Annotated in this window: 26 protein-coding genes; all 26 read right to left on the reverse strand. The window is 66.2% G+C overall.

Features of this window, described 5'->3' with window-relative positions; genetic code table 11:
• Positions 1-23: 23 nt before the first annotated feature.
• Entirely contained in the window at positions 24-614 is a 591-nt protein-coding gene (gene rplE / locus DW298_RS04685) for a 50S ribosomal protein L5 (RefSeq protein ID WP_029260923.1), read from the reverse strand.
• Entirely contained in the window at positions 614-973 is a 360-nt protein-coding gene (gene rplX, locus DW298_RS04690; RefSeq protein WP_017201582.1) for a 50S ribosomal protein L24, read from the reverse strand. The genes rplE and rplX overlap by 1 nt, the downstream gene beginning before the upstream one ends.
• A 2-nt stretch (positions 974-975) precedes the next feature.
• The gene (gene rplN, locus DW298_RS04695) at positions 976-1,344 is read right to left on the reverse strand and encodes a 50S ribosomal protein L14 (RefSeq protein WP_017201583.1); all 369 of its coding nucleotides are present in this window, start codon (positions 1,342-1,344) and stop codon (positions 976-978) included.
• Positions 1,341-1,673, reverse strand: a complete 333-nt coding sequence (gene rpsQ, locus DW298_RS19710; RefSeq protein WP_021201120.1) for a 30S ribosomal protein S17 — start codon at positions 1,671-1,673, stop codon at positions 1,341-1,343. The genes rplN and rpsQ overlap by 4 nt, the downstream gene beginning before the upstream one ends.
• Positions 1,673-1,990 (reverse strand): 50S ribosomal protein L29, encoded by a 318-nt coding sequence (rpmC, locus tag DW298_RS19715; RefSeq protein ID WP_017829202.1) that lies wholly within the window; start codon positions 1,988-1,990, stop codon positions 1,673-1,675. Before rpmC ends, rpsQ begins: the two co-directional genes overlap by 1 nt.
• Complete coding sequence (gene rplP / locus DW298_RS04710; protein ID WP_017829203.1) at positions 1,990-2,409, reverse strand: 50S ribosomal protein L16; 420 nt, start codon at positions 2,407-2,409, stop codon at positions 1,990-1,992. The genes rpmC and rplP overlap by 1 nt, the downstream gene beginning before the upstream one ends.
• Positions 2,409-3,164 carry a 30S ribosomal protein S3 gene (gene rpsC, locus DW298_RS04715; protein ID WP_017201587.1) on the reverse strand — a complete coding sequence of 252 codons (756 nt, stop codon included), beginning with the start codon at positions 3,162-3,164 and terminating at the stop codon, positions 2,409-2,411. The genes rplP and rpsC overlap by 1 nt, the downstream gene beginning before the upstream one ends.
• Positions 3,164-3,562, reverse strand: coding sequence for a 50S ribosomal protein L22 (rplV, locus tag DW298_RS04720; RefSeq protein ID WP_017829204.1), 399 nt, complete (start codon positions 3,560-3,562; stop codon positions 3,164-3,166). Before rplV ends, rpsC begins: the two co-directional genes overlap by 1 nt.
• On the reverse strand, positions 3,562-3,843 hold the full coding sequence (gene rpsS / locus DW298_RS04725) for a 30S ribosomal protein S19 (protein WP_017829205.1): 282 nt from the start codon (positions 3,841-3,843) through the stop codon (positions 3,562-3,564). Before rpsS ends, rplV begins: the two co-directional genes overlap by 1 nt.
• Positions 3,844-3,855: 12 nt before the next feature.
• Complete coding sequence (gene rplB / locus DW298_RS04730; RefSeq protein WP_017201590.1) at positions 3,856-4,695, reverse strand: 50S ribosomal protein L2; 840 nt, start codon at positions 4,693-4,695, stop codon at positions 3,856-3,858.
• A gap of 20 nt (positions 4,696-4,715) precedes the next feature.
• Complete coding sequence (rplW, locus tag DW298_RS04735) at positions 4,716-5,039, reverse strand: 50S ribosomal protein L23 (RefSeq protein WP_017829206.1); 324 nt, start codon at positions 5,037-5,039, stop codon at positions 4,716-4,718.
• The gene (gene rplD / locus DW298_RS04740; RefSeq protein ID WP_021201122.1) at positions 5,036-5,698 is read right to left on the reverse strand and encodes a 50S ribosomal protein L4; all 663 of its coding nucleotides are present in this window, start codon (positions 5,696-5,698) and stop codon (positions 5,036-5,038) included. Before rplD ends, rplW begins: the two co-directional genes overlap by 4 nt.
• A gap of 2 nt (positions 5,699-5,700) precedes the next feature.
• A complete protein-coding gene (gene rplC / locus DW298_RS04745) occupies positions 5,701-6,360 on the reverse strand; it encodes a 50S ribosomal protein L3 (RefSeq protein WP_029260921.1) in 660 nt (219 codons plus the stop codon).
• Positions 6,361-6,368: 8 nt separating this feature from the next.
• Entirely contained in the window at positions 6,369-6,677 is a 309-nt protein-coding gene (gene rpsJ, locus DW298_RS04750) for a 30S ribosomal protein S10 (protein ID WP_017201594.1), read from the reverse strand.
• 846 nt (positions 6,678-7,523) lie between these two features.
• The gene (locus DW298_RS04755; RefSeq protein WP_136041315.1) at positions 7,524-7,736 is read right to left on the reverse strand and encodes a hypothetical protein; all 213 of its coding nucleotides are present in this window, start codon (positions 7,734-7,736) and stop codon (positions 7,524-7,526) included.
• 163 nt (positions 7,737-7,899) lie between these two features.
• On the reverse strand, positions 7,900-8,823 hold the full coding sequence (locus tag DW298_RS04760; RefSeq protein ID WP_136041316.1) for a DUF559 domain-containing protein: 924 nt from the start codon (positions 8,821-8,823) through the stop codon (positions 7,900-7,902).
• Positions 8,824-9,042: 219 nt separating this feature from the next.
• A complete protein-coding gene (gene tuf, locus DW298_RS04765; RefSeq protein WP_028502475.1) occupies positions 9,043-10,233 on the reverse strand; it encodes an elongation factor Tu in 1,191 nt (396 codons plus the stop codon).
• Between the two features lie 169 nt (positions 10,234-10,402).
• Positions 10,403-12,517: an elongation factor G gene (fusA, locus tag DW298_RS04770; RefSeq protein WP_136041317.1), complete on the reverse strand. Its 2,115-nt coding sequence runs from the start codon at positions 12,515-12,517 to the stop codon at positions 10,403-10,405.
• A gap of 87 nt (positions 12,518-12,604) precedes the next feature.
• Positions 12,605-13,075 (reverse strand): 30S ribosomal protein S7, encoded by a 471-nt coding sequence (rpsG, locus tag DW298_RS04775; RefSeq protein ID WP_017201608.1) that lies wholly within the window; start codon positions 13,073-13,075, stop codon positions 12,605-12,607.
• A 5-nt stretch (positions 13,076-13,080) separates the two neighbouring features.
• Positions 13,081-13,449, reverse strand: a complete 369-nt coding sequence (gene rpsL / locus DW298_RS04780) for a 30S ribosomal protein S12 (protein WP_017201609.1) — start codon at positions 13,447-13,449, stop codon at positions 13,081-13,083.
• 238 nt (positions 13,450-13,687) lie between these two features.
• Complete coding sequence (locus DW298_RS04785; RefSeq protein ID WP_205820258.1) at positions 13,688-14,335, reverse strand: spermidine/putrescine ABC transporter substrate-binding protein; 648 nt, start codon at positions 14,333-14,335, stop codon at positions 13,688-13,690.
• Between the two features lie 172 nt (positions 14,336-14,507).
• Positions 14,508-14,942, reverse strand: a complete 435-nt coding sequence (locus DW298_RS04790) for a hypothetical protein (protein WP_136041318.1) — start codon at positions 14,940-14,942, stop codon at positions 14,508-14,510.
• Between the two features lie 65 nt (positions 14,943-15,007).
• On the reverse strand, positions 15,008-16,051 hold the full coding sequence (locus tag DW298_RS04795) for an ABC transporter (RefSeq protein WP_136041319.1): 1,044 nt from the start codon (positions 16,049-16,051) through the stop codon (positions 15,008-15,010).
• A 114-nt stretch (positions 16,052-16,165) separates the two neighbouring features.
• Positions 16,166-16,318, reverse strand: a complete 153-nt coding sequence (locus tag DW298_RS19230; protein WP_168429576.1) for a hypothetical protein — start codon at positions 16,316-16,318, stop codon at positions 16,166-16,168.
• Positions 16,319-16,380: 62 nt separating this feature from the next.
• Positions 16,381-17,034: a hypothetical protein gene (locus DW298_RS04800; RefSeq protein WP_136041320.1), complete on the reverse strand. Its 654-nt coding sequence runs from the start codon at positions 17,032-17,034 to the stop codon at positions 16,381-16,383.
• Positions 17,031-17,363, reverse strand: coding sequence for a PadR family transcriptional regulator (locus DW298_RS04805; protein ID WP_168429575.1), 333 nt, complete (start codon positions 17,361-17,363; stop codon positions 17,031-17,033). Before DW298_RS04805 ends, DW298_RS04800 begins: the two co-directional genes overlap by 4 nt.
• Positions 17,364-17,385: the final 22 nt, after the last annotated feature.

Consider the following 17,385-nt stretch of genomic DNA (forward strand, 5'->3'; position numbering starts at 1 on the left):
GGGTCCCTGAGCCTGTCGAAAGGTCACGCCTGTGCGTCTTCCGAGCGGAACGGGAAGCCGAGGTGACGGAGCAGCGCCCGACCCTCGTCATCCGTCTTCGCGGTGGTGACGACGGTGATGTCGAAACCGCGAACCCGGTCGATCTTGTCCTGATCGATCTCGTGGAACACGCTCTGCTCCTGGAGACCGAAGGTGTAGTTGCCGTTGCCGTCGAACTGCTTGCCCGAGAGACCGCGGAAGTCGCGGATACGGGGCAGAGCCAGCGAGACGAGACGGTCCACGAACTCCCACGCGCGGTCACCGCGGAGGGTGACGTGCGCGCCGATGGCCTGGCCCTCGCGCAGCTTGAACTGCGCGATGGACTTGCGGGCCTTCGTGACGATCGGCTTCTGGCCGGTGATCTTGGTGAGGTCGTCGACCGCACCATCGATCACCTTGCTGTCGCGAGCTGCCTCGCCGACACCGGTGTTCACGACGACCTTGACCAGTCCGGGGATCTGCATGACGTTCGCGTAACCGAACTCGTCCTGCAGAGCCTTCTTGATCTCGCTGTTGTACTTCTGCTTCAGGCGCGGCTGGATCTTGCCAGCCGGCGCGGCAGTGTCGGTGCTCATCAGAGGTCCTTACCGCTCTTCTTCGCGTACCGCACGCGGACGGTGCGCTTGACGCCGTCCTTGGTCTGCTCCTCGACCCGGTGGCCGACCTTGGTCGGCTTCTTGGTCGAAGGGTCGACGAGTGCGACGTTCGAGATGTGGATGGAGGCTTCGACGGTCTCGAGGCCTCCGGTCTTGGTGCCACGCTGCGTCTGTCCGACGCGGGTGTGCTTGGTGACGTAGTTCACGCCTTCGACGATCACGCGGTTCTTGTCGGCGAGGACGTCGAGGACCTTGCCCTGCTTGCCACGGTCGCCGCCACGCTCCTGCGTGGCACCGGTGATGACCTGAACCAGGTCACCCTTCTTGATCTTCGCCATGATTAGATGACCTCCGGCGCCAGCGAGACGATCTTCATGAACTTCTTGTCGCGAAGCTCACGACCGACCGGCCCGAAGATACGGGTGCCGCGGGGCTCCCCGTCGTTCTTCAGGATCACTGCGGCGTTCTCGTCGAACTTGATGTAGGAGCCGTCCGGACGACGGACCTCCTTCTTGGTGCGGACGATGACCGCCTTGACGACGTCGCCCTTCTTCACGTTGCCACCGGGGATCGCGTCCTTGACGGTCGCGACGATGGTGTCGCCGAGACCGGCGTAACGACGCTTCGAGCCACCGAGGACACGAATCGTGAGGAGCTCCTTGGCGCCGGTGTTGTCGGCGACCTTGAGTCGGGATTCCTGCTGAATCACTTGGCCTTCTCCAGAATCTCCACCAGGCGCCAGCGCTTCGTGGCGCTCAGCGGGCGGGTCTCGTTGATCAGGACCAGGTCGCCGATGCCGGCGGAGTTCGCCTCATCGTGCGCCTTGACCTTCGAGGTGCGGCGGATGACCTTGCCGTAAAGCGGGTGCTTCACGCGGTCCTCGACCTCGACCACGATGGTCTTGTCCATCTTGTCGCTGACGACGTAGCCGCGACGTGCCTTGCGGTAACCGCGGGCAGCGGAGTCGCGGACGTCGTGCTCGGACGACTCGTGTCCTGCGGCCTGCGTCTCCACAGTCGCTTCCTTCTTGGTGGCCATCACTCAGCCTCTTCCTTCACGGCGTCGTCGGCGGAGTCCGCCTTCTTCGCCTTCGACTTGGTCGCCTTCTTGGCCGGAGCCTCGACCGGAGCAGGCGTCGCACGGATGCCCAGCTCGCGTTCGCGGATCACCGTGTAGAGGCGCGCGATGTCGCGCTTGACGGCGCGGATGCGGCCGTGGCTCTCCAGCTGGCCGGTGGCCGACTGGAAACGGAGGTTGAACAGCTCCTCCTTGGCCTTGCGCAGCTCCTCGACGAGGCGCTGGTCTTCGAATGTGTCGAGCTCTGCCGGGGCGAGCTCCTTGGTGCCGATCGCCATTACGCGTCGCCCTCCTCGCGCTTGATGATGCGTGCCTTGAGCGGCAGCTTGTGAATTGCACGGGTCAGAGCTTCACGTGCGAGCTCCTCGTCGACACCCGCGACCTCGAAGAGGACACGGCCCGGCTTGACGTTCGCGACCCACCACTCGGGGGAACCCTTACCGGAACCCATGCGGGTCTCGGCAGGCTTCTTCGTGAGCGGACGGTCGGGGTAGATGTTGATCCACACCTTTCCACCACGCTTGATGTGACGGGTCATCGCGATACGAGCGGACTCGATCTGACGGTTCGTCACGTAAGCGGGGGTCAGTGCCTGGATACCGTACTCGCCGAAGGAGACCTTCGTGCCGCCGGTGGCCTGGCCCGAGCGACCCGGGTGGTGCTGCTTGCGGAACTTGACCTTACGGGGGATGAGCATTATGCCGACGCTCCTTCTGCGACAGGTGCCTCGTTGCGCGGGGCACGGCGGCGGTCGCCACCACGGTCGTCACGACGAGCCTTGGGTGCGTTGGCCTGCTCGCGAGCGAGCTCCTTGGCGGTCAGGTCGCCCTTGTAGATCCAGACCTTCACGCCGATGCGGCCGAAGGTGGTCTTCGCCTCGTAGAAGCCGTAGTCGATGTTCGCGCGCAGCGTGTGCAGCGGCACACGACCCTCGCGGTAGAACTCCGAACGGCTCATCTCGGCGCCGCCGAGGCGGCCGGAGACCTGGATGCGGATGCCCTTGGCGCCGGCGCGCTGAGCGCCCTGCAGACCCTTGCGCATCGCACGACGGAACGCCACGCGAGCAGAGAGCTGCTCGGCGATGCCCTGTGCGACGAGCTGAGCGTCGGCCTCGGGGTTCTTGACCTCGAGGATGTTCAGCTGGATCTGCTTGCCCGAGAGCTTCTCGAGGTCGCCGCGGATGCGCTCGGCCTCGGCGCCACGACGACCGATCACGATGCCCGGACGGGCGGTGTGGATGTCGACGCGGACGCGGTCACGGGTGCGCTCGATCTCGATGTTCGAGACACCGGCGCGGTCGAGCTGCGTCTTGAGCAGGTTGCGGATCTTGATGTCCTCGGCGACGTAGTCGGCGTAACGCTGACCCGGCTTCGTCGAGTCAGAGAACCAACGCGAGACGTGGTCCGTCGTGATGCCGAGACGGAAGCCGTACGGGTTTACCTTCTGTCCCATTACTTGCTCGCCTTCTTGTTGCTGTCGCCCGCGGCGGCCGGAGCTGCCTCAGGCGTCGAGAGCACGACCGTGATGTGGCTCGTGCGCTTCTTGATCTGGAAAGCGCGACCCTGTGCACGGGGCTGGAAACGCTTGAGCGTGGTGCCCTCGTCGACGTACGCGTTGGCCACGTACAGGTCCTTCTCGTCGAGGAACTCGCCGTCGCGATCTGCCTTGACCTGCGCGTTGGCCATGGCCGACGCGACAAGCTTGTAGATCGGCTCGCTGGCGCTCTGCTGTGCGAACTTCAGGATCGCCAGAGCCTCCTGGGCCTGCTTGCCCTTGATGAGCGCGACGACACGACGAGCCTTCTGAGGGGTCACGCGGATGTGTCGCACGCGTGCGATCGATTCGACCATTAGCGGCGCCGCCCCTTCTTGTCGTCCTTCTCGTGGCCGCGGAAGGTGCGGGTGGGCGCGAACTCGCCCAGCTTGTGACCGACCATGGTCTCGGACACGAACACGGGGATGTGCTTGCGTCCGTCGTGGACCGCGATCGTGTGACCCAGCATGGCCGGGATGATCATGGACCGACGGGACCAGGTCTTGATGACGTTCTTGGTGCCGGCTTCGTTCTGCACGACCACCTTGCGAAGCAGGTGATCGTCGACGAAGGGGCCCTTCTTAAGACTGCGAGGCATCTTCTCTTACTCCTACTTACGCTTCTTGCCGGCGTTACGACGACGCACGATGTACTTGTCGCTTTCCTTGTTGGCGTGACGGGTGCGACCCTCAGCCTGGCCCCACGGGGAGACGGGGTGACGACCACCAGAGGTCTTACCCTCACCACCACCGTGCGGGTGGTCGACCGGGTTCATCGCGACACCACGCACGGTCGGGCGGACGCCCTTCCAGCGCATGCGGCCGGCCTTACCCCAGTTGATGTTCGACTGCTCGGCGTTGCCGACCTCGCCGATGGTCGCGCGGCAGCGCGCATCGACGTTGCGGATCTCGCCCGAAGGGAGACGCAGCTGGGCGTAGGGGCCGTCCTTGGCGACGAGACGGACGGATGCACCGGCCGAACGTGCCATCTTCGCGCCGCCACCGGGGCGGAGCTCGATCGCGTGGATGACCGTACCCGTGGGGATGTTCTTCAGCGGGAGGTTGTTGCCCGGCTTGATGTCAGCCCCTGCACCCGACTCGACGATGTCGCCCTGCTTCAGCTTCGCCGGAGCGAGGATGTAGCGCTTCTCACCGTCGAAGTAGTGCAGCAGCGCGATGCGCGCGGTGCGGTTGGGGTCGTACTCGATGTGAGCGACCTTGGCGTTGACGCCGTCCTTGTCGTTACGACGGAAGTCGATGACGCGGTACTGGCGCTTGTGACCACCACCGATGTGACGGGTCGTGATGCGGCCCTGGTTGTTGCGACCACCGGTCTTCGAGAGCGGGCGCAGCAGCGACTTCTCCGGCGTCGATCGAGTGATCTCGGCGAAGTCAGCCACCGACGAGCCGCGACGGCCCGGGGTCGTGGGCTTGTACTTGCGAATAGCCATTATTGTCCTTATCCCCCGGATCAGCCGATTGCCGTGAAGATGTCGATGGTGCCCGACTTCAGGGTGACGATGGCGCGCTTGGTGTCCTTGCGCTTGCCGGTGCCGAAGCGGGTGCGACGAGCCTTGCCGACGCGGTTGAGGGTGTTGACCCCTGCGACCTTGACGCCGAAGATCTTCTCGATGGCGAGCTTGATCTCGGTCTTCGAAGCGCGCGGGTCGACGAGGAAGGTGTACTTACCTTCATCGATGAGCCCGTAGCTCTTCTCGGACACGACCGGCTTCAGGATGATGTCGCGCGGGTCCTTGTTCAGGGCCGTCTGGAGAACAGATGCCTGCTCGCTCATGCGGAGACCTCCTGGTTGGCGCCGGACTTGGAGGCGATGAAGCCCTCGAGCGCGGCCTGGGTGAAGACGATGTCGTCGGAGACGAGCACGTCGTATGCGTTGAGCTGGTCGAACGTCAGCACGTGCAGGTTCGACAGGTTGCGGATGCTCTTCAGCGTCACGTCGTCGTTGCGCTCGATCACGACGAGCACGTTCTTCGACGAGACGACGTTGGTGAGGAAGTTCACCGCGGTCTTGGTCGAAGGCGTGCCGTCGATGCCGAAGGACTCGATGGCGTGGATGCGGTCACCGCGGAAGCGGTCGCTGAGCGCGCCCAGCAGGGCGGCGGCGATCATCTTCTTGGGGGTGCGCTGCGAGTAGTCACGCGGCTTCGGGCCGTGGACGATGCCACCACCGGTCATGTGCGGCGCGCGGATGGAACCCTGGCGGGCGTTACCCGTGCCCTTCTGCTTGAAGGGCTTGCGGCCGGCACCGGAGACCTCGCCACGACGCTTGGTCGAGTGCGTGCCCTGGCGAGCCGCCGCGAGCTGCGCGACGACGACCTGGTGGATGAGCGGGATGTTCGTCTTGGCGTCGAACAGCGCGGCGGGAAGCTCGATGGAGCCTGCCTTCTTGCCGTCTGCCTTAAGGACGTCGAGCGCGAGAGTGGAGTCAGCCATGTTCAGGCACCCTTCACTGCGTTGCGGACATAGACGATGCGGCCACGAGCACCGGGGACGGCGCCCTTGACGAGCAGCAGACCCTTCTCGATGTCGATGGCGTGCACCGTGAGGTTGAGGACGGTCACACGCTCGCCACCCATACGGCCGGCCATGCGCATGCCCTTGAAGACGCGGCTCGGGGTCGACGATGCGCCGATCGAGCCGGGCTTGCGGTGGTTGCGGTGCGAACCGTGCGAAGCCGAGACGCCCTTGAAGTTGTGACGCTTCATGACACCGGCGAAGCCCTTGCCCTTGCTCGTGCCGACGACGTCGACGAGCTGGCCGGCCTCGAAGGTGCCGTCGACCGTGAGCTCCTGGCCCAGGCTGTAGTCGCCGGCGTCCGCGGTGCGGATCTCGGTGACGTGACGGCGCGGCGTGACGCCGGCTGCCTCGAAGTGGGCCGTGAGGGGCTTGTTCACCTTGCGGGGGTCGATCTGGCCGTAGGCGATCTGCACGGCGTTGTAGCCGTCCTTCTCGGGCGTACGGATCTGCGTGACCACGTTCGAGGCGAGCTCGATGACGGTGACGGGAACGAGCTTGCCGCTCTCGTTCCAGACCTGGGTCATGCCGAGCTTCGTGCCGAGCATGCCCTTGGAAATCTTGGAGTTGATGTCAACCATGTCCGACCTCAGAGCTTGATCTCGATGTTGACATCGGCAGGCAGGTCGAGACGCATCAGCGAGTCGACGGCCTTCGGCGTCGGGTCGACGATGTCGATCAGACGCTTGTGGGTGCGCATCTCGAAGTGCTCGCGGCTGTCCTTGTACTTGTGCGGCGACCGGATAACGCACACGACGTTCTTCTCGGTCGGAAGGGGCACGGGTCCGACGACGGTCGCGCCCGCGCGGGTCACGGTGTCGACGATCTTGCGTGCGGACGTGTCGATGACCTCGTGGTCATACGACTTCAGGCGAATGCGGATCTTCTGTCCCGCCATTGTCTGCTCTCTCTCTTTAGGCGTCATACCGTCCGGGACCGGGTGGCCCTGGGGCATTGGACGCACGTCGGCGCTGTTCGCGCCTCGGCACGAGAACGGCTCTCACGAGTCGATCTGCTGCACCACTGTTCTTCTGTCAGCCGCACACCATGAGGGGAACGGATGCCCGACCTCCGCCGCGCACGGCGAACCCCTCGGTGGGAAGGGTGTCGGGGTGTGTTCTGCTACCCGCGGCCTAGAACCCTGCAGCTTCCCGGAGGAGCCGCCGTCTATGCACTGCCCTGGCAGTGATCCGTCGCACGCACAGCGGCGACGGAATATCGAACCTGTCTATTCTGCCATGCCCGATTTCACTTCTGCAAACCCGGGCGTGTCGCGCCTCTCGAAGCGGCGACGACGGACGGCGAAATCCGGTCAGAAGGCTGGAGATAGCGGGGCGAGGCATCCCCATGCCTCGCCCCGCTTGGGGAGGGCGTTCAGTGCGAGGGGGCACACCGAACGCGAGTAGCCCGGCGTGAAGGGACGCCGAACTCCTCGATCGAGGGCGCGGCGGAAGAGCCGCCGCGCAGGCAGGGTGACGCTCAGGCGCACAGAGTGCGCGCGTCGCACGATGATCCCCAAAATCGCTTGTCCCCAGTTTCAACGCGGAAAGACCGCGTGCTTCGGGAAACCGAACCCCTTCGGCTTCCCCGACCGCAAGATCCCCAGGCAGTCGAGACGATCCTACTCGATACATCTGCGAATCCGCCACATCTGACGACCAGTAGCTCGGTCGCCGACGGTCTCGGTACGCGAAAGCGGCGACCCTCCGGTTGGTGGATCGCCGCTCCAAGAATGCGTGGGCTGTTACTCGTTGCCGACAGCCTTGTCCGCGCTCTCCCGGATCTCGTCGATCTTGTCCGCTGCACCCGGTGCGATCTTCTTCGCGAAGTCCGCGACGCCGTCCAGGACCTTGTCGCTGATGTCCTCCGCCTGATCGCTCTTGACGGCCTCGGCGATCTTGTCCTTGTTCTGCTCGTAGAGGTCCTTGCCCTTGTTGACCGCGTCGTCGATACCCATGTGAATCCCCTTCTCCGGTGCGCCCTGCCGGCCGGCAGGAACGCTCCTCATTGTGCCGTCCCTCCTCCCCGCATGGAACCCCCCGCGCCCCCTCTCCGCCCCTCCCCCCTGGAAGAAGGAACACGCCGGGACGTACCCCTCTCAGCGCGGCGTTTTCCTTCTTTCAACTGCGGGTGGCGAGGGCGCGACGCAGCCGGGCGATGAACACGGCACGCCCGGCACGCAGGTCATGCTGCGTCAGACGGATCACCAGCCAGCCCGCTTCCTCCAGCTCCCGCTGCCGACGGATGTCCTCGCGCCACTGCGCACGATCGGTGCGGTGGTGGTCGCCTTCATACTCGATCGCGATCCGTTCCGCGACGTACGCGAGGTCGACCCTGGCGAGACGGCGCCCTCGGCTTCGGATGACGTGCTGCACAACGGGCTCCGGCATCCCGGCCATCACGATCATCAGGCGCGTCTCGGTCTCCTTGGGCGACTCCACTCCTTCTCGGGCGAACCCGAGAGCCGCGCGTATCGTCGCCACACCGGGGAACCGTCCCCAGCGGAGGAGAGCCGCACGGATCCCCTCGCTGTCCGCCGGCGGACGACGAACATCCAATGACGGGTAGTTGACGGACGTCGTGATGATTGCGTCGATGAGCACCACCGCCTCGGTGAGCGTCAGGCTCGCTGCGAGGGTGAACAGCGTCGGCACCGGGTCCAGCACCGGCAGTCCCTCGATGAGAGAAGCAGTCCGACGCCGCACACCGAGTCTGCGTCCGCAAACCCCCGCCACCGCGGGCGGCGCACCGTCCGAGGGAACGACGACCTCGACAGGCTCATCCGGATGCCAGCGCCACGGGAGAGGCAGCCCCCACAGTCGTGCCGCCGTTCTGCCGGTGAAGCACTGCTCCGCTCGGAGCCGCGGCGCGTAGCAGTCGACCCGGGCCCGGAAAGTCTCGGGGACGGACGTGGAGCGGATGCCGGGGAAGGGGCGCACGAGGGCACGGTGATCGCGTCTCCAGCGCCGCACGCCCGTGGCGTCGGCGTGAGCGATGTGGAACGAGTCGCCGAGGTCCGGCGGGAGGGGCTTCGGTCGTCGCATCCGCCCAGGCTGCGCTGCAACCGCGCTTCGAATCCTCCGCCGCCGCTTCCTCCCCCGGCATCCGGGTACAACGCCCTCCCCCGCCCTCCTGTGCAGACCCCTCGACGGAAGCAGGGAAACGCCGCGACTCGGGGCTGAGTCGCGGCGTTTCCCTTCTCGCGAGGGAACCACAAAGGGGCCGGACCCGAAGGTCCGGCCCCTTTGCGAGGAAGCAGCTGCTTACTTGACGATCTTCGTGACCGTACCGGCGCCGACGGTGCGTCCACCCTCACGGATGGCGAAGCCGAGGCCCTCCTCCATGGCGATCGGCTGGATCAGCTCGACCGTCATGTCGGTGGTGTCGCCGGGCATGACCATCTCGGTGCCCTCGGGCAGCGAGATGACGCCGGTGACGTCGGTGGTGCGGAAGTAGAACTGCGGGCGGTAGTTCGTGTAGAAGGGGTTGTGACGCCCACCCTCGTCCTTGGACAGGATGTACGCGGTGCCCTCGAAGTCGGTGTGCGGCGTGACCGAACCCGGCTTCACGATGACCTGGCCGCGCTCGACGTCCTCACGCTTCGTGCCACGGAGCAGGAGACCACAGTTCTCGCCGGCCCATGCCTCGTCGAGCTGCTTGTGGAACATCTCGATACCCGTGACCGTGGTCTTGACGGTCGGACGGAGTCCGACGATCTCGACCTCGGAGTTGATGGCCAGGGTGCCACGCTCGGCGCGACCCGTGACGACGGTTCCACGACCGGTGATCGTGAAGACGTCCTCGACGGGCATCAGGAACGGCTTGTCACGGTCACGCTCCGGGTCCGGAACGCTGTCGTCGACAGCCTGCATCAGGTCCAGGATCGCCTGGGTCCACTTCTCGTCGCCCTCGAGAGCCTTGAGAGCCGAGACGCGGACGACAGGAGCGTCCTCGTCGAAGCCCTGGGCTGCGAGCAGCTCGCGGACCTCGAGCTCGACGAGCTCCAGGATCTCCTCGTCGTCGACCATGTCCGACTTGTTCAGCGCGACCAGCAGGTACGGAACGCCGACCTGCTTGGCGAGCAGCACGTGCTCACGCGTCTGAGCCATCGGGCCGTCGGTGGCGGCGACCACGAGGATCGCGCCGTCCATCTGAGCAGCACCGGTGATCATGTTCTTGACGTAGTCGGCGTGGCCGGGAGCGTCGACGTGAGCGTAGTGGCGCTTGGGGGTCTCGTACTCGATGTGCGAGATGTTGATGGTGATTCCACGCTGGCGCTCTTCCGGCGCCGAGTCGATGGAAGCGAAGTCACGCTGCACGTTGGTGTCGGACGGGAACTTGTCAGCAAGCACCTTCGAGATCGCTGCGGAGAGCGTGGTCTTGCCGTGGTCGACGTGACCGATCGTTCCGATGTTGACGTGCGGCTTGGTCCGCTCGAACTTGGCCTTAGCCACTGGGTCCTCCTCAGGACGTCGTTGTAAAGGTGACCGGGCACTGGTTTGCGACCGGTTCTCTACGGGTTAGGTTCTCAGTTTAGTAGAGAGGGAATGTGAAGTTGTAGGTGACCTGGGAACCCCGCGGCGCTTCGCGGTGCTCGGCGCCGCGGGGAACCCAGAAGAACGATTACTCGCCCTTGGTCTTCTGGACGATCTCGTCGGCCACTGCGCGGGGAACCTCAGCGTAGCTGTGGAACTCCATCGAGTAGACGGCGCGGCCCGAGGTCTTCGAGCGCAGGTCGCCGATGTAGCCGAACATCTCGGACAGCGGGACCTGAGCGCGGACGACCTTGACGCCTGCGGCGTCTTCCATCGACTGGATCTGGCCACGACGCGAGTTCAGGTCGCCGATGACGTCGCCCATGTACTCCTCGGGAGTACGGACCTCGACGGCCATCAGCGGCTCGAGCAGCACGGGGTTGGCGCGACGAGCGGCCTCCTTGAAGCCCATGGAGCCCGCGATCTTGAACGCCATCTCCGAGGAGTCGACGTCGTGCGCCGCACCATCGACGATGGTCGCCTTGACGCCGACCATCGGGTAGCCCGCGAGCACACCGACGTTCATCGCGTCCTGGAAACCGGCGTCGATCGAGCCGATGTACTCACGAGGGATGCGACCACCGGTGACGGCGTTCACGAACTCGTAGGTCTTCTCGGAGTCCAGGTCCATCGGCTCGATGGTGAACTGGATCTTCGCGAACTGGCCGGAGCCACCGGTCTGCTTCTTGTGCGTGTAGTCGTGCTTCTCGACGGCCTTCTTGATCGTCTCGCGGTACGCCACCTGCGGCTTGCCGACGTTGGCCTCGACGTTGAACTCGCGCTTCATGCGGTCCACGAGGATGTCGAGGTGCAGCTCGCCCATGCCCTTGATGGTCGTCTGACCGGTCTCGGGGTTGAGCTCCGTGCGGAAGGTCGGGTCCTCTTCAGCGAGCTTCTGGATGGCGACACCCAGCTTCTCCTGGTCGGCCTTGGTCTTCGGCTCGATGGCGACCTCGATGACGGGCTCGGGGAACGTCATCGACTCGAGGACGACGGGCGCTGCCGGGTCGGTCAGGGTGTCACCGGTGGTGGTGTCCTTCAGGCCGATGACCGCGTAGATGTTGCCGGCGGTGACCGAGGGGACCGGGATCTCCTTGTTGGCGTGCATCTGGAAGATCTTCCCGATGCGCTCCTTCTTGTTCTTGGTCGAGTTGACGACCGCAGAACCGGAGTCGAGGTGTCCCGAGTACACGCGAACGTAGGTCAGACGACCGAAGAACGGGTGCACGGCGACCTTGAACGCGAGGGCCGCGAACGGGTCCTTCGAGTCCGGGTGACGCTCGATGATCGTGTCGTAGTCCTTCGGGTCGTGCGCCTCGATCGAGCCCACGTCGAGCGGGTTCGGGAGGTAGTCGACGACCGCGTCGAGCATCGGCTGGACGCCGCGGTTCTTGAACGCGGAGCCGCAGAGCACCGGGTAGATCTCGCTGGCGACGGTCAGCTTGCGGATCGCGCCCTTGATCTCGGCGACCGTGAGCTCCTCGCCACCGAAGAACTTCTCGAGCAGCGCGTCGTCGGTCTCGGCGACGGTCTCGAGGAGCTGCTGACGGTACTCGGCCGCCTTCTCCTTGAGGTCTTCCGGGATCTCCTGGATCTCGTAGGAGGCGCCCATGGTGACGTCACCCTTGGAGTCTCCGGCCCAGACCAGTGCACGCATCTCGACCAGGTCGACGACGCCGATGAAGTCGTTCTCGGCGCCGATCGGCAGCTGGATCACGAGGGGCTTGGCGCCCAGGCGGTTGATGATGGTGTCGACGGTGAAGTAGAAGTCCGCGCCGAGCTTGTCCATCTTGTTGACGAAGCAGATACGGGGGACGTTGTACTTGTCGGCCTGACGCCACACGGTCTCGGACTGGGGCTCGACGCCCTCCTTGCCGTCGAACACGGCGACAGCACCATCGAGCACGCGGAGCGAACGCTCCACCTCGACCGTGAAATCCACGTGGCCGGGGGTGTCGATGATGTTGATCTGGTTCTTGTTCCAGTAGCAGGTCACGGCGGCAGACGTGATCGTGATGCCGCGCTCCTTCTCCTGCTCCATCCAGTCGGTGGTCGAGGCGCCATCGTGCGTCTCGCCGAGCTTGTGGTTGACGCCCGTGTAGAACAGGATGCGCTCGGTCGTCGTGGTCTTGCCGGCATCGATGTGCGCCATGATGCCGATGTTGCGGACCTTGCTCAGGTCCGTGAGCACGTCTTGTGCCACAGGAGTGTCCTTATCTTTTGGAGCAGGTGTACTGCGAAGAGGGGGTGCCCGCCCCTCGGCGAGTGGCCGAGGGTCGGGCGAAGCTGGTTACCAGCGGTAGTGAGCGAACGCGCGGTTCGACTCGGCCATCTTGTGCGTGTCCTCGCGGCGCTTGACCGCGGCACCCAGGCCGTTCGACGCGTCGAGGATCTCGTTCTGCAGACGCTCGGTCATCGTCTTCTCACGACGGCCCTTCGCGTAGCTGACGAGCCAGCGCAGAGCGAGCGTGTTGGCGCGGTGAGGCTTGACCTCGACCGGCACCTGGTAGGTCGAGCCACCGACGCGGCGGCTGCGGACCTCGAGAGTCGGGCGCACGTTGTCGAGCGCCTTCTTCAGCGTGGCGACGGCGTCCTGACCATTCTTCGCCTCGACACCGCGGAGGGCGCCGTAGACGATCGACTCGGCCAGCGACTTCTTGCCGTCGACGAGGATCTTGTTCACCAGCGAGGTGACGATCGGAGCGCCGTATACCGGGTCGTTGACGACGGGGCGCTTGGGGGCTGGTCCCTTACGAGGCATCTAACTCAACCCTTCTTCGCGCCGTAGCGGGAACGAGCCTGCTTACGGTTCTTGACTGCCTGGGTGTCCAGGGCGCCACGGACGATCTTGTAACGCACACCGGGGAGGTCCTTGACACGACCGCCACGGACGAGCACCAGCGAGTGCTCCTGGAGGTTGTGACCCTCACCGGGGATGTACGCGGTGACCTCGGTGCCGTTGCGGAGCTTCACACGAGCGACCTTGCGCATCGCCGAGTTCGGCTTCTTGGGCGTGGTGGTGTAGACGCGGGTGCAGACCCCGGCCTGCTGCGGGTTCGACTTGAGCGCCGGCGCCTTGGTCTTGGTGACCTTGGGCGAGCGACCCTTGCGAACCAACTGCTGAATGGTTGGCACGTTCTCTCCTCATAGTGCTGCACGGTGACAGCGTGATGGGTTTCACATCATGACCCACCGGCACGCCGGAATCGACGAGCTTTTGGTGTGGTGGGTATGCCGTGGGGGCGGACCGGCATGGTGCCGACGCCCAGTGCGCACGTCGAGACGTGCACACACCTGGTCAAGTGTAATGCCGCGTAACGTGGCGGTCAAATGAGCGCGAGCCCGTCCGGATGGCGGCGCGGCCCACGGAGGGTCACGGCAGGTCGGGGTCGAACGGGGAGTCCAGTGATTCCGTCAGCTCGGCGAGCAGGGCCTCGATCTGCGGCTCGACGTGCTGGGAGATGGCCGCCTGGATATAGATCCGGTGGCGCAACAGGATGCCGCAGATCTCCCGCCCGACCATGTTGGCGTACTCGTCGGCGAGGGCGACCTCCTGCCGGAGGGCGATCTTGGCCTCCTCGGTCAGAGGTGGCAGCGCCGGAAGCTCCGCGGCGGAGTCGTCTGCGAGTCCGGCGATGGTGAACAGGAACGGCGCTCCGGGAACCGGCTCGGGGTCGAGCGGGAGACCGTCGAACTCCGGATCGAGGTCTTCGGTGGGGCGGTAGCTGCGAGCCCGGTTGCGGGCGGCCTGCTGGTCGAGTTCGCGCTGCAGCATCGGGAGATTCCGTGCCGTGTAGTCAGCGACGGCGTGGTCGACGATGGTCTTGATGCGCGTTGACAGTCCGTGCTGCACGCCGTGCGGGGTGTTCGCGCCGATTCCCGCCGCCGAGAGGATCGGTGAGCCGAGACAACGGCGGCACGGCGCGACGCGACCGCGGTGGGTTGCCGGCTCCCAGCGCGGCACCCAGCGCAACCAGGCCTCGACGGCCTGGTCCACCTGCGTCTCCAATGAGCGCTCCACCCCACCAGCGTACGGCGCGCCGCACGTCGTCGCCGCGATTTCACTCGTCACGGCGGGGCGCATGCAGCCGACCGGACGATCCGCCGAGGAGAGGACGTTCGACCGTCCCTTCGCCGCAGGATGGTCGGCGAATCGTCGCCGGGTCGGCGAATCGTCGGCCCGAGGAGCCCGGTCACTCCTCCTCGTCGCGCTCCCATGGCCAGCGCGGATGCTCGGCACGGGTGCGACGAAGGGCGATGCCGCACCACGCCGCGATCAGCCCTGCGGCCACGAGCACCGCACTCGCACCGCCGCGGACCAGATCACCCGCGACGGCTGTGGCGATCACGAAGTCGGACGAGTTGATGACCACCGTGATCCACACCGCCACGAGATGAGCGAGGGCGGTCAACAGGGCGATGGCGACCGTCGCCACGTAGGACGGAGCACCTCGTCGGAGCGTCGACCACAGCGCGAGCGCGAACGCGATGACCGCAACGACCATCCCTGCCGCACCGGGCTCCTGCCCCAGACCCGGAACCGCGATGATGTCGGTGTCGGTGGCCACGCTCAGCGCCCCCAGCCCGAACACCGCGAGCGCGAAGAAGCCGATCGTCGCGAGGACCACCGCCAGGACAGCCGAAACCCCCGCGGACTCGGGCCCGCGGGGGTTCGGCGTGGTGGAGTGCGTGACTACCTCGACAGCGTCGGACCGGCTTCGAGGGTGCGCTCGTACTCGCGCTGCGCCTCGGCGTTCAGCTCGGTCTTGCGCGCACCGCTGCGGGAGACCCATGCGCCGAACCAGATGGTCAGTTCCCGGGCGAACACGAATGCGGCGATGGCGAGCGGGGCGAGCAGCTGCTCACCGACGAGCTCGAGCCCCTGCGACGACGTGAGCTTCCAGAACGGAGCCTCGAACAGCTGCCCGAGGATGTGTCCGGCGTAGGCGATGACGCCGACGATGATGCCGAAGACGACCCAGAGCCCCCAGCGACCGCGGTTGATGATCGCGCCGAGCAGCCAGAAGCCGAGGAAGAAGACGACGACTGGCGTCCAGTAACCCCAGGTCATCAGCGGGGCGAGCGCGGCCTCACCGATGTTCTCGCCGTTGACGTCGCCGGCGATCGCGGCGAGGCCCAGCGCTGTGCCGAGGTAGAGCACGGCGAAGACGAGGGTCGCGAGCAGGCCGATCAGACCGGCGGTGCCGCGGTTGCCGCGGTCACGGGGCGGCTCGGGAGCCTGCACGAAGATCGGCTGGGGCTGCGCCGCGGCGGCCGCACCGGACGCGGCGATCAGCGGCTCCGACGGCACGATCCGTGTCTCGGCCTCGTCGCCGTACTGGGCGTAGGCTGCGCCGGCCATGCCGGACTGCTCGTGGCCGAACGGGATGGGCTCGCCCACGATCGGCTCGGGGTAGAACGACTCGCTCTCGGCATCGGCTTCTGCCCTGACGTCGCGCGCGCTCTCACGCGACTCGACGACCGGAGCGGGAACGACGGCAGGAGGCGGGGACGCGAACGTTCCCGGGTGATCACGCTCGGCGGCTTCGAACGCGGCGAGGTCGGGGTCGGCGACCCTCTCGTCGACCGGGGCGGCCTGCGTGTGCTCCGGCGCATCGGTGGAACCGGGGACATCCGCGCCCGCTGCGGCGGCGGCGTCGAGACCGGCGTTCGCGCTGCCGACGACGTCGTCGACGTCAGTCGGCTTCTCGGGCTGGGGAGCGTCGGGGTCACTCATGGTGTGCGCCTCTCATCGGATATGTGCATTGTGAGGGTACCGCCGGGCCGACGGCCGCTGACGCAGGCGTGCCGACGTGTCGGGATACACGCGTGCGCACTCCGACGCGAACCGTCAGGGAAGGGCGTTGCGAAGGGCGGTCCCCGCGAACTCGGCGAGCGCGGGGAGGATCGGGAGGGACAGCCAGACGAGCGCGCCGATGACCCCGGCGCACACGATGCCTGCGAACCAGCTCATCGCCAGATTGCGCCCCGCCACCCGTGCCATGCCTCCACGGTACGGGTCGACCAGGATACTGGCCGGGAGCAACGCCGAGCATGCGGCACGACTCAGCGTGCGACCCGACCCCGCAATCGCCAGAGCAGCCACAGACCGGATGCCGGGATGAGCAGGAACCCGAGGAGGAGGAGGACGTGCCACATGCCGAAACTCGGCAGCAGCGGGTTGTTCACGACTTCGTCGGGCGGGGTGCCGGTGCCGGAGGAGCTGCCGGTCGAGCTGTAATCCACGAAGCTCATGAACTGCACGAGGATCAGCGACAGCGCACCGAACGCGAACGGCACGACGATGGCCACGACCTTCTCCCACGTCTTCCAGAGTGTGCTGATGCTGACGAGCACGGCCCCCACGAACCAGCCGAGGACGGGGAGCACGAAGCCGCCGAAGCTCAGCGTCAGCGCTGCCGTGATCGCGAACCCGCGCGTCGATGTCGTCGGCAGCCGAGGAGCCGGCGGCGCGACGACCGGAGGTGCGACCACGATGGTCGGGCTCGCCGGCACCTCGTCCTGCGCCTCCCTCGCGATGGCCACCGGATCGCCGAGTCGAGCGATCCGCGCGGCCGTCTCTGCGGCGTCGAGGCCCTGGAGCTCCTCGACGATTCCGCCGCGGATGTCGGTCGCGACACCGTGCGGGAGCCCGCGCATCGCCTCGTCGAGTCGGGCGAGGTACTCCTCGCGCAGGGTGTCTGCGGTGGTCTCTGTCATGGTCGTCCCTCTCCGACGAGGCCCGTGACGACACGGGCGAACGGTGTCCACTGCACTCGGAAACGCTCGAGCTGCTCCGTACCCGACTCGGTGAGCCGGTAGTACTTGCGTACCGGACCGCTCTCCGACGGCAGGTCGAACGTGCTGACCCAGCCGTTGTCCCGCAGCCGTCCCAGCAGCGGGTAGAGCGTGCCGATGCTGGCGATCAGCCCGGCGCCCGTGAGCGCATCGGCCAGCTGCCAGCCGTACATGGGCTCGCGCGCGAGGAGCCCGAGCACGCAATACTCGACCACCCCTTTGCGCATCTGCGATCCCACGTCAGCTGTCATGCATGACAAGCTACCATGCGAT

It is taken from the genome of Microbacterium sp. A20, from assembly GCF_004794515.1.
In the GTDB taxonomy this organism is placed as follows: domain Bacteria; phylum Actinomycetota; class Actinomycetes; order Actinomycetales; family Microbacteriaceae; genus Microbacterium.

Coding starts and splice junctions, on each gene's coding strand:
- DW298_RS04800 (WP_136041320.1), bottom strand. CDS start 17,034: ATGACAGAGACCACCGCAGACACCCTGCGCGAGGAGTACCTCGCCCGA.
- rpsS (WP_017829205.1), bottom strand. CDS start 3,843: ATGCCTCGCAGTCTTAAGAAGGGCCCCTTCGTCGACGATCACCTGCTT.
- DW298_RS04805 (WP_168429575.1), bottom strand. CDS start 17,363: ATGACAGCTGACGTGGGATCGCAGATGCGCAAAGGGGTGGTCGAGTAT.
- rplC (WP_029260921.1), bottom strand. CDS start 6,360: ATGGTTGACATCAACTCCAAGATTTCCAAGGGCATGCTCGGCACGAAG.
- rplW (WP_017829206.1), bottom strand. CDS start 5,039: ATGAGCGAGCAGGCATCTGTTCTCCAGACGGCCCTGAACAAGGACCCG.
- rpsJ (WP_017201594.1), bottom strand. CDS start 6,677: ATGGCGGGACAGAAGATCCGCATTCGCCTGAAGTCGTATGACCACGAG.
- DW298_RS04760 (WP_136041316.1), bottom strand. CDS start 8,823: ATGCGACGACCGAAGCCCCTCCCGCCGGACCTCGGCGACTCGTTCCAC.
- rplD (WP_021201122.1), bottom strand. CDS start 5,698: ATGGCTGACTCCACTCTCGCGCTCGACGTCCTTAAGGCAGACGGCAAG.
- rplB (WP_017201590.1), bottom strand. CDS start 4,695: ATGGCTATTCGCAAGTACAAGCCCACGACCCCGGGCCGTCGCGGCTCG.
- rpmC (WP_017829202.1), bottom strand. CDS start 1,990: ATGGCGATCGGCACCAAGGAGCTCGCCCCGGCAGAGCTCGACACATTC.
- DW298_RS04755 (WP_136041315.1), bottom strand. CDS start 7,736: ATGGGTATCGACGACGCGGTCAACAAGGGCAAGGACCTCTACGAGCAG.
- rpsC (WP_017201587.1), bottom strand. CDS start 3,164: ATGGGACAGAAGGTAAACCCGTACGGCTTCCGTCTCGGCATCACGACG.
- rplX (WP_017201582.1), bottom strand. CDS start 973: ATGGCGAAGATCAAGAAGGGTGACCTGGTTCAGGTCATCACCGGTGCC.
- rplE (WP_029260923.1), bottom strand. CDS start 614: ATGAGCACCGACACTGCCGCGCCGGCTGGCAAGATCCAGCCGCGCCTG.
- rpsG (WP_017201608.1), bottom strand. CDS start 13,075: ATGCCTCGTAAGGGACCAGCCCCCAAGCGCCCCGTCGTCAACGACCCG.
- rpsQ (WP_021201120.1), bottom strand. CDS start 1,673: ATGGCCACCAAGAAGGAAGCGACTGTGGAGACGCAGGCCGCAGGACAC.
- DW298_RS04795 (WP_136041319.1), bottom strand. CDS start 16,051: ATGAGTGACCCCGACGCTCCCCAGCCCGAGAAGCCGACTGACGTCGAC.
- rplV (WP_017829204.1), bottom strand. CDS start 3,562: ATGGTCGAATCGATCGCACGCGTGCGACACATCCGCGTGACCCCTCAG.
- rplP (WP_017829203.1), bottom strand. CDS start 2,409: ATGCTCATCCCCCGTAAGGTCAAGTTCCGCAAGCAGCACCACCCGGGT.
- DW298_RS19230 (WP_168429576.1), bottom strand. CDS start 16,318: ATGGCACGGGTGGCGGGGCGCAATCTGGCGATGAGCTGGTTCGCAGGC.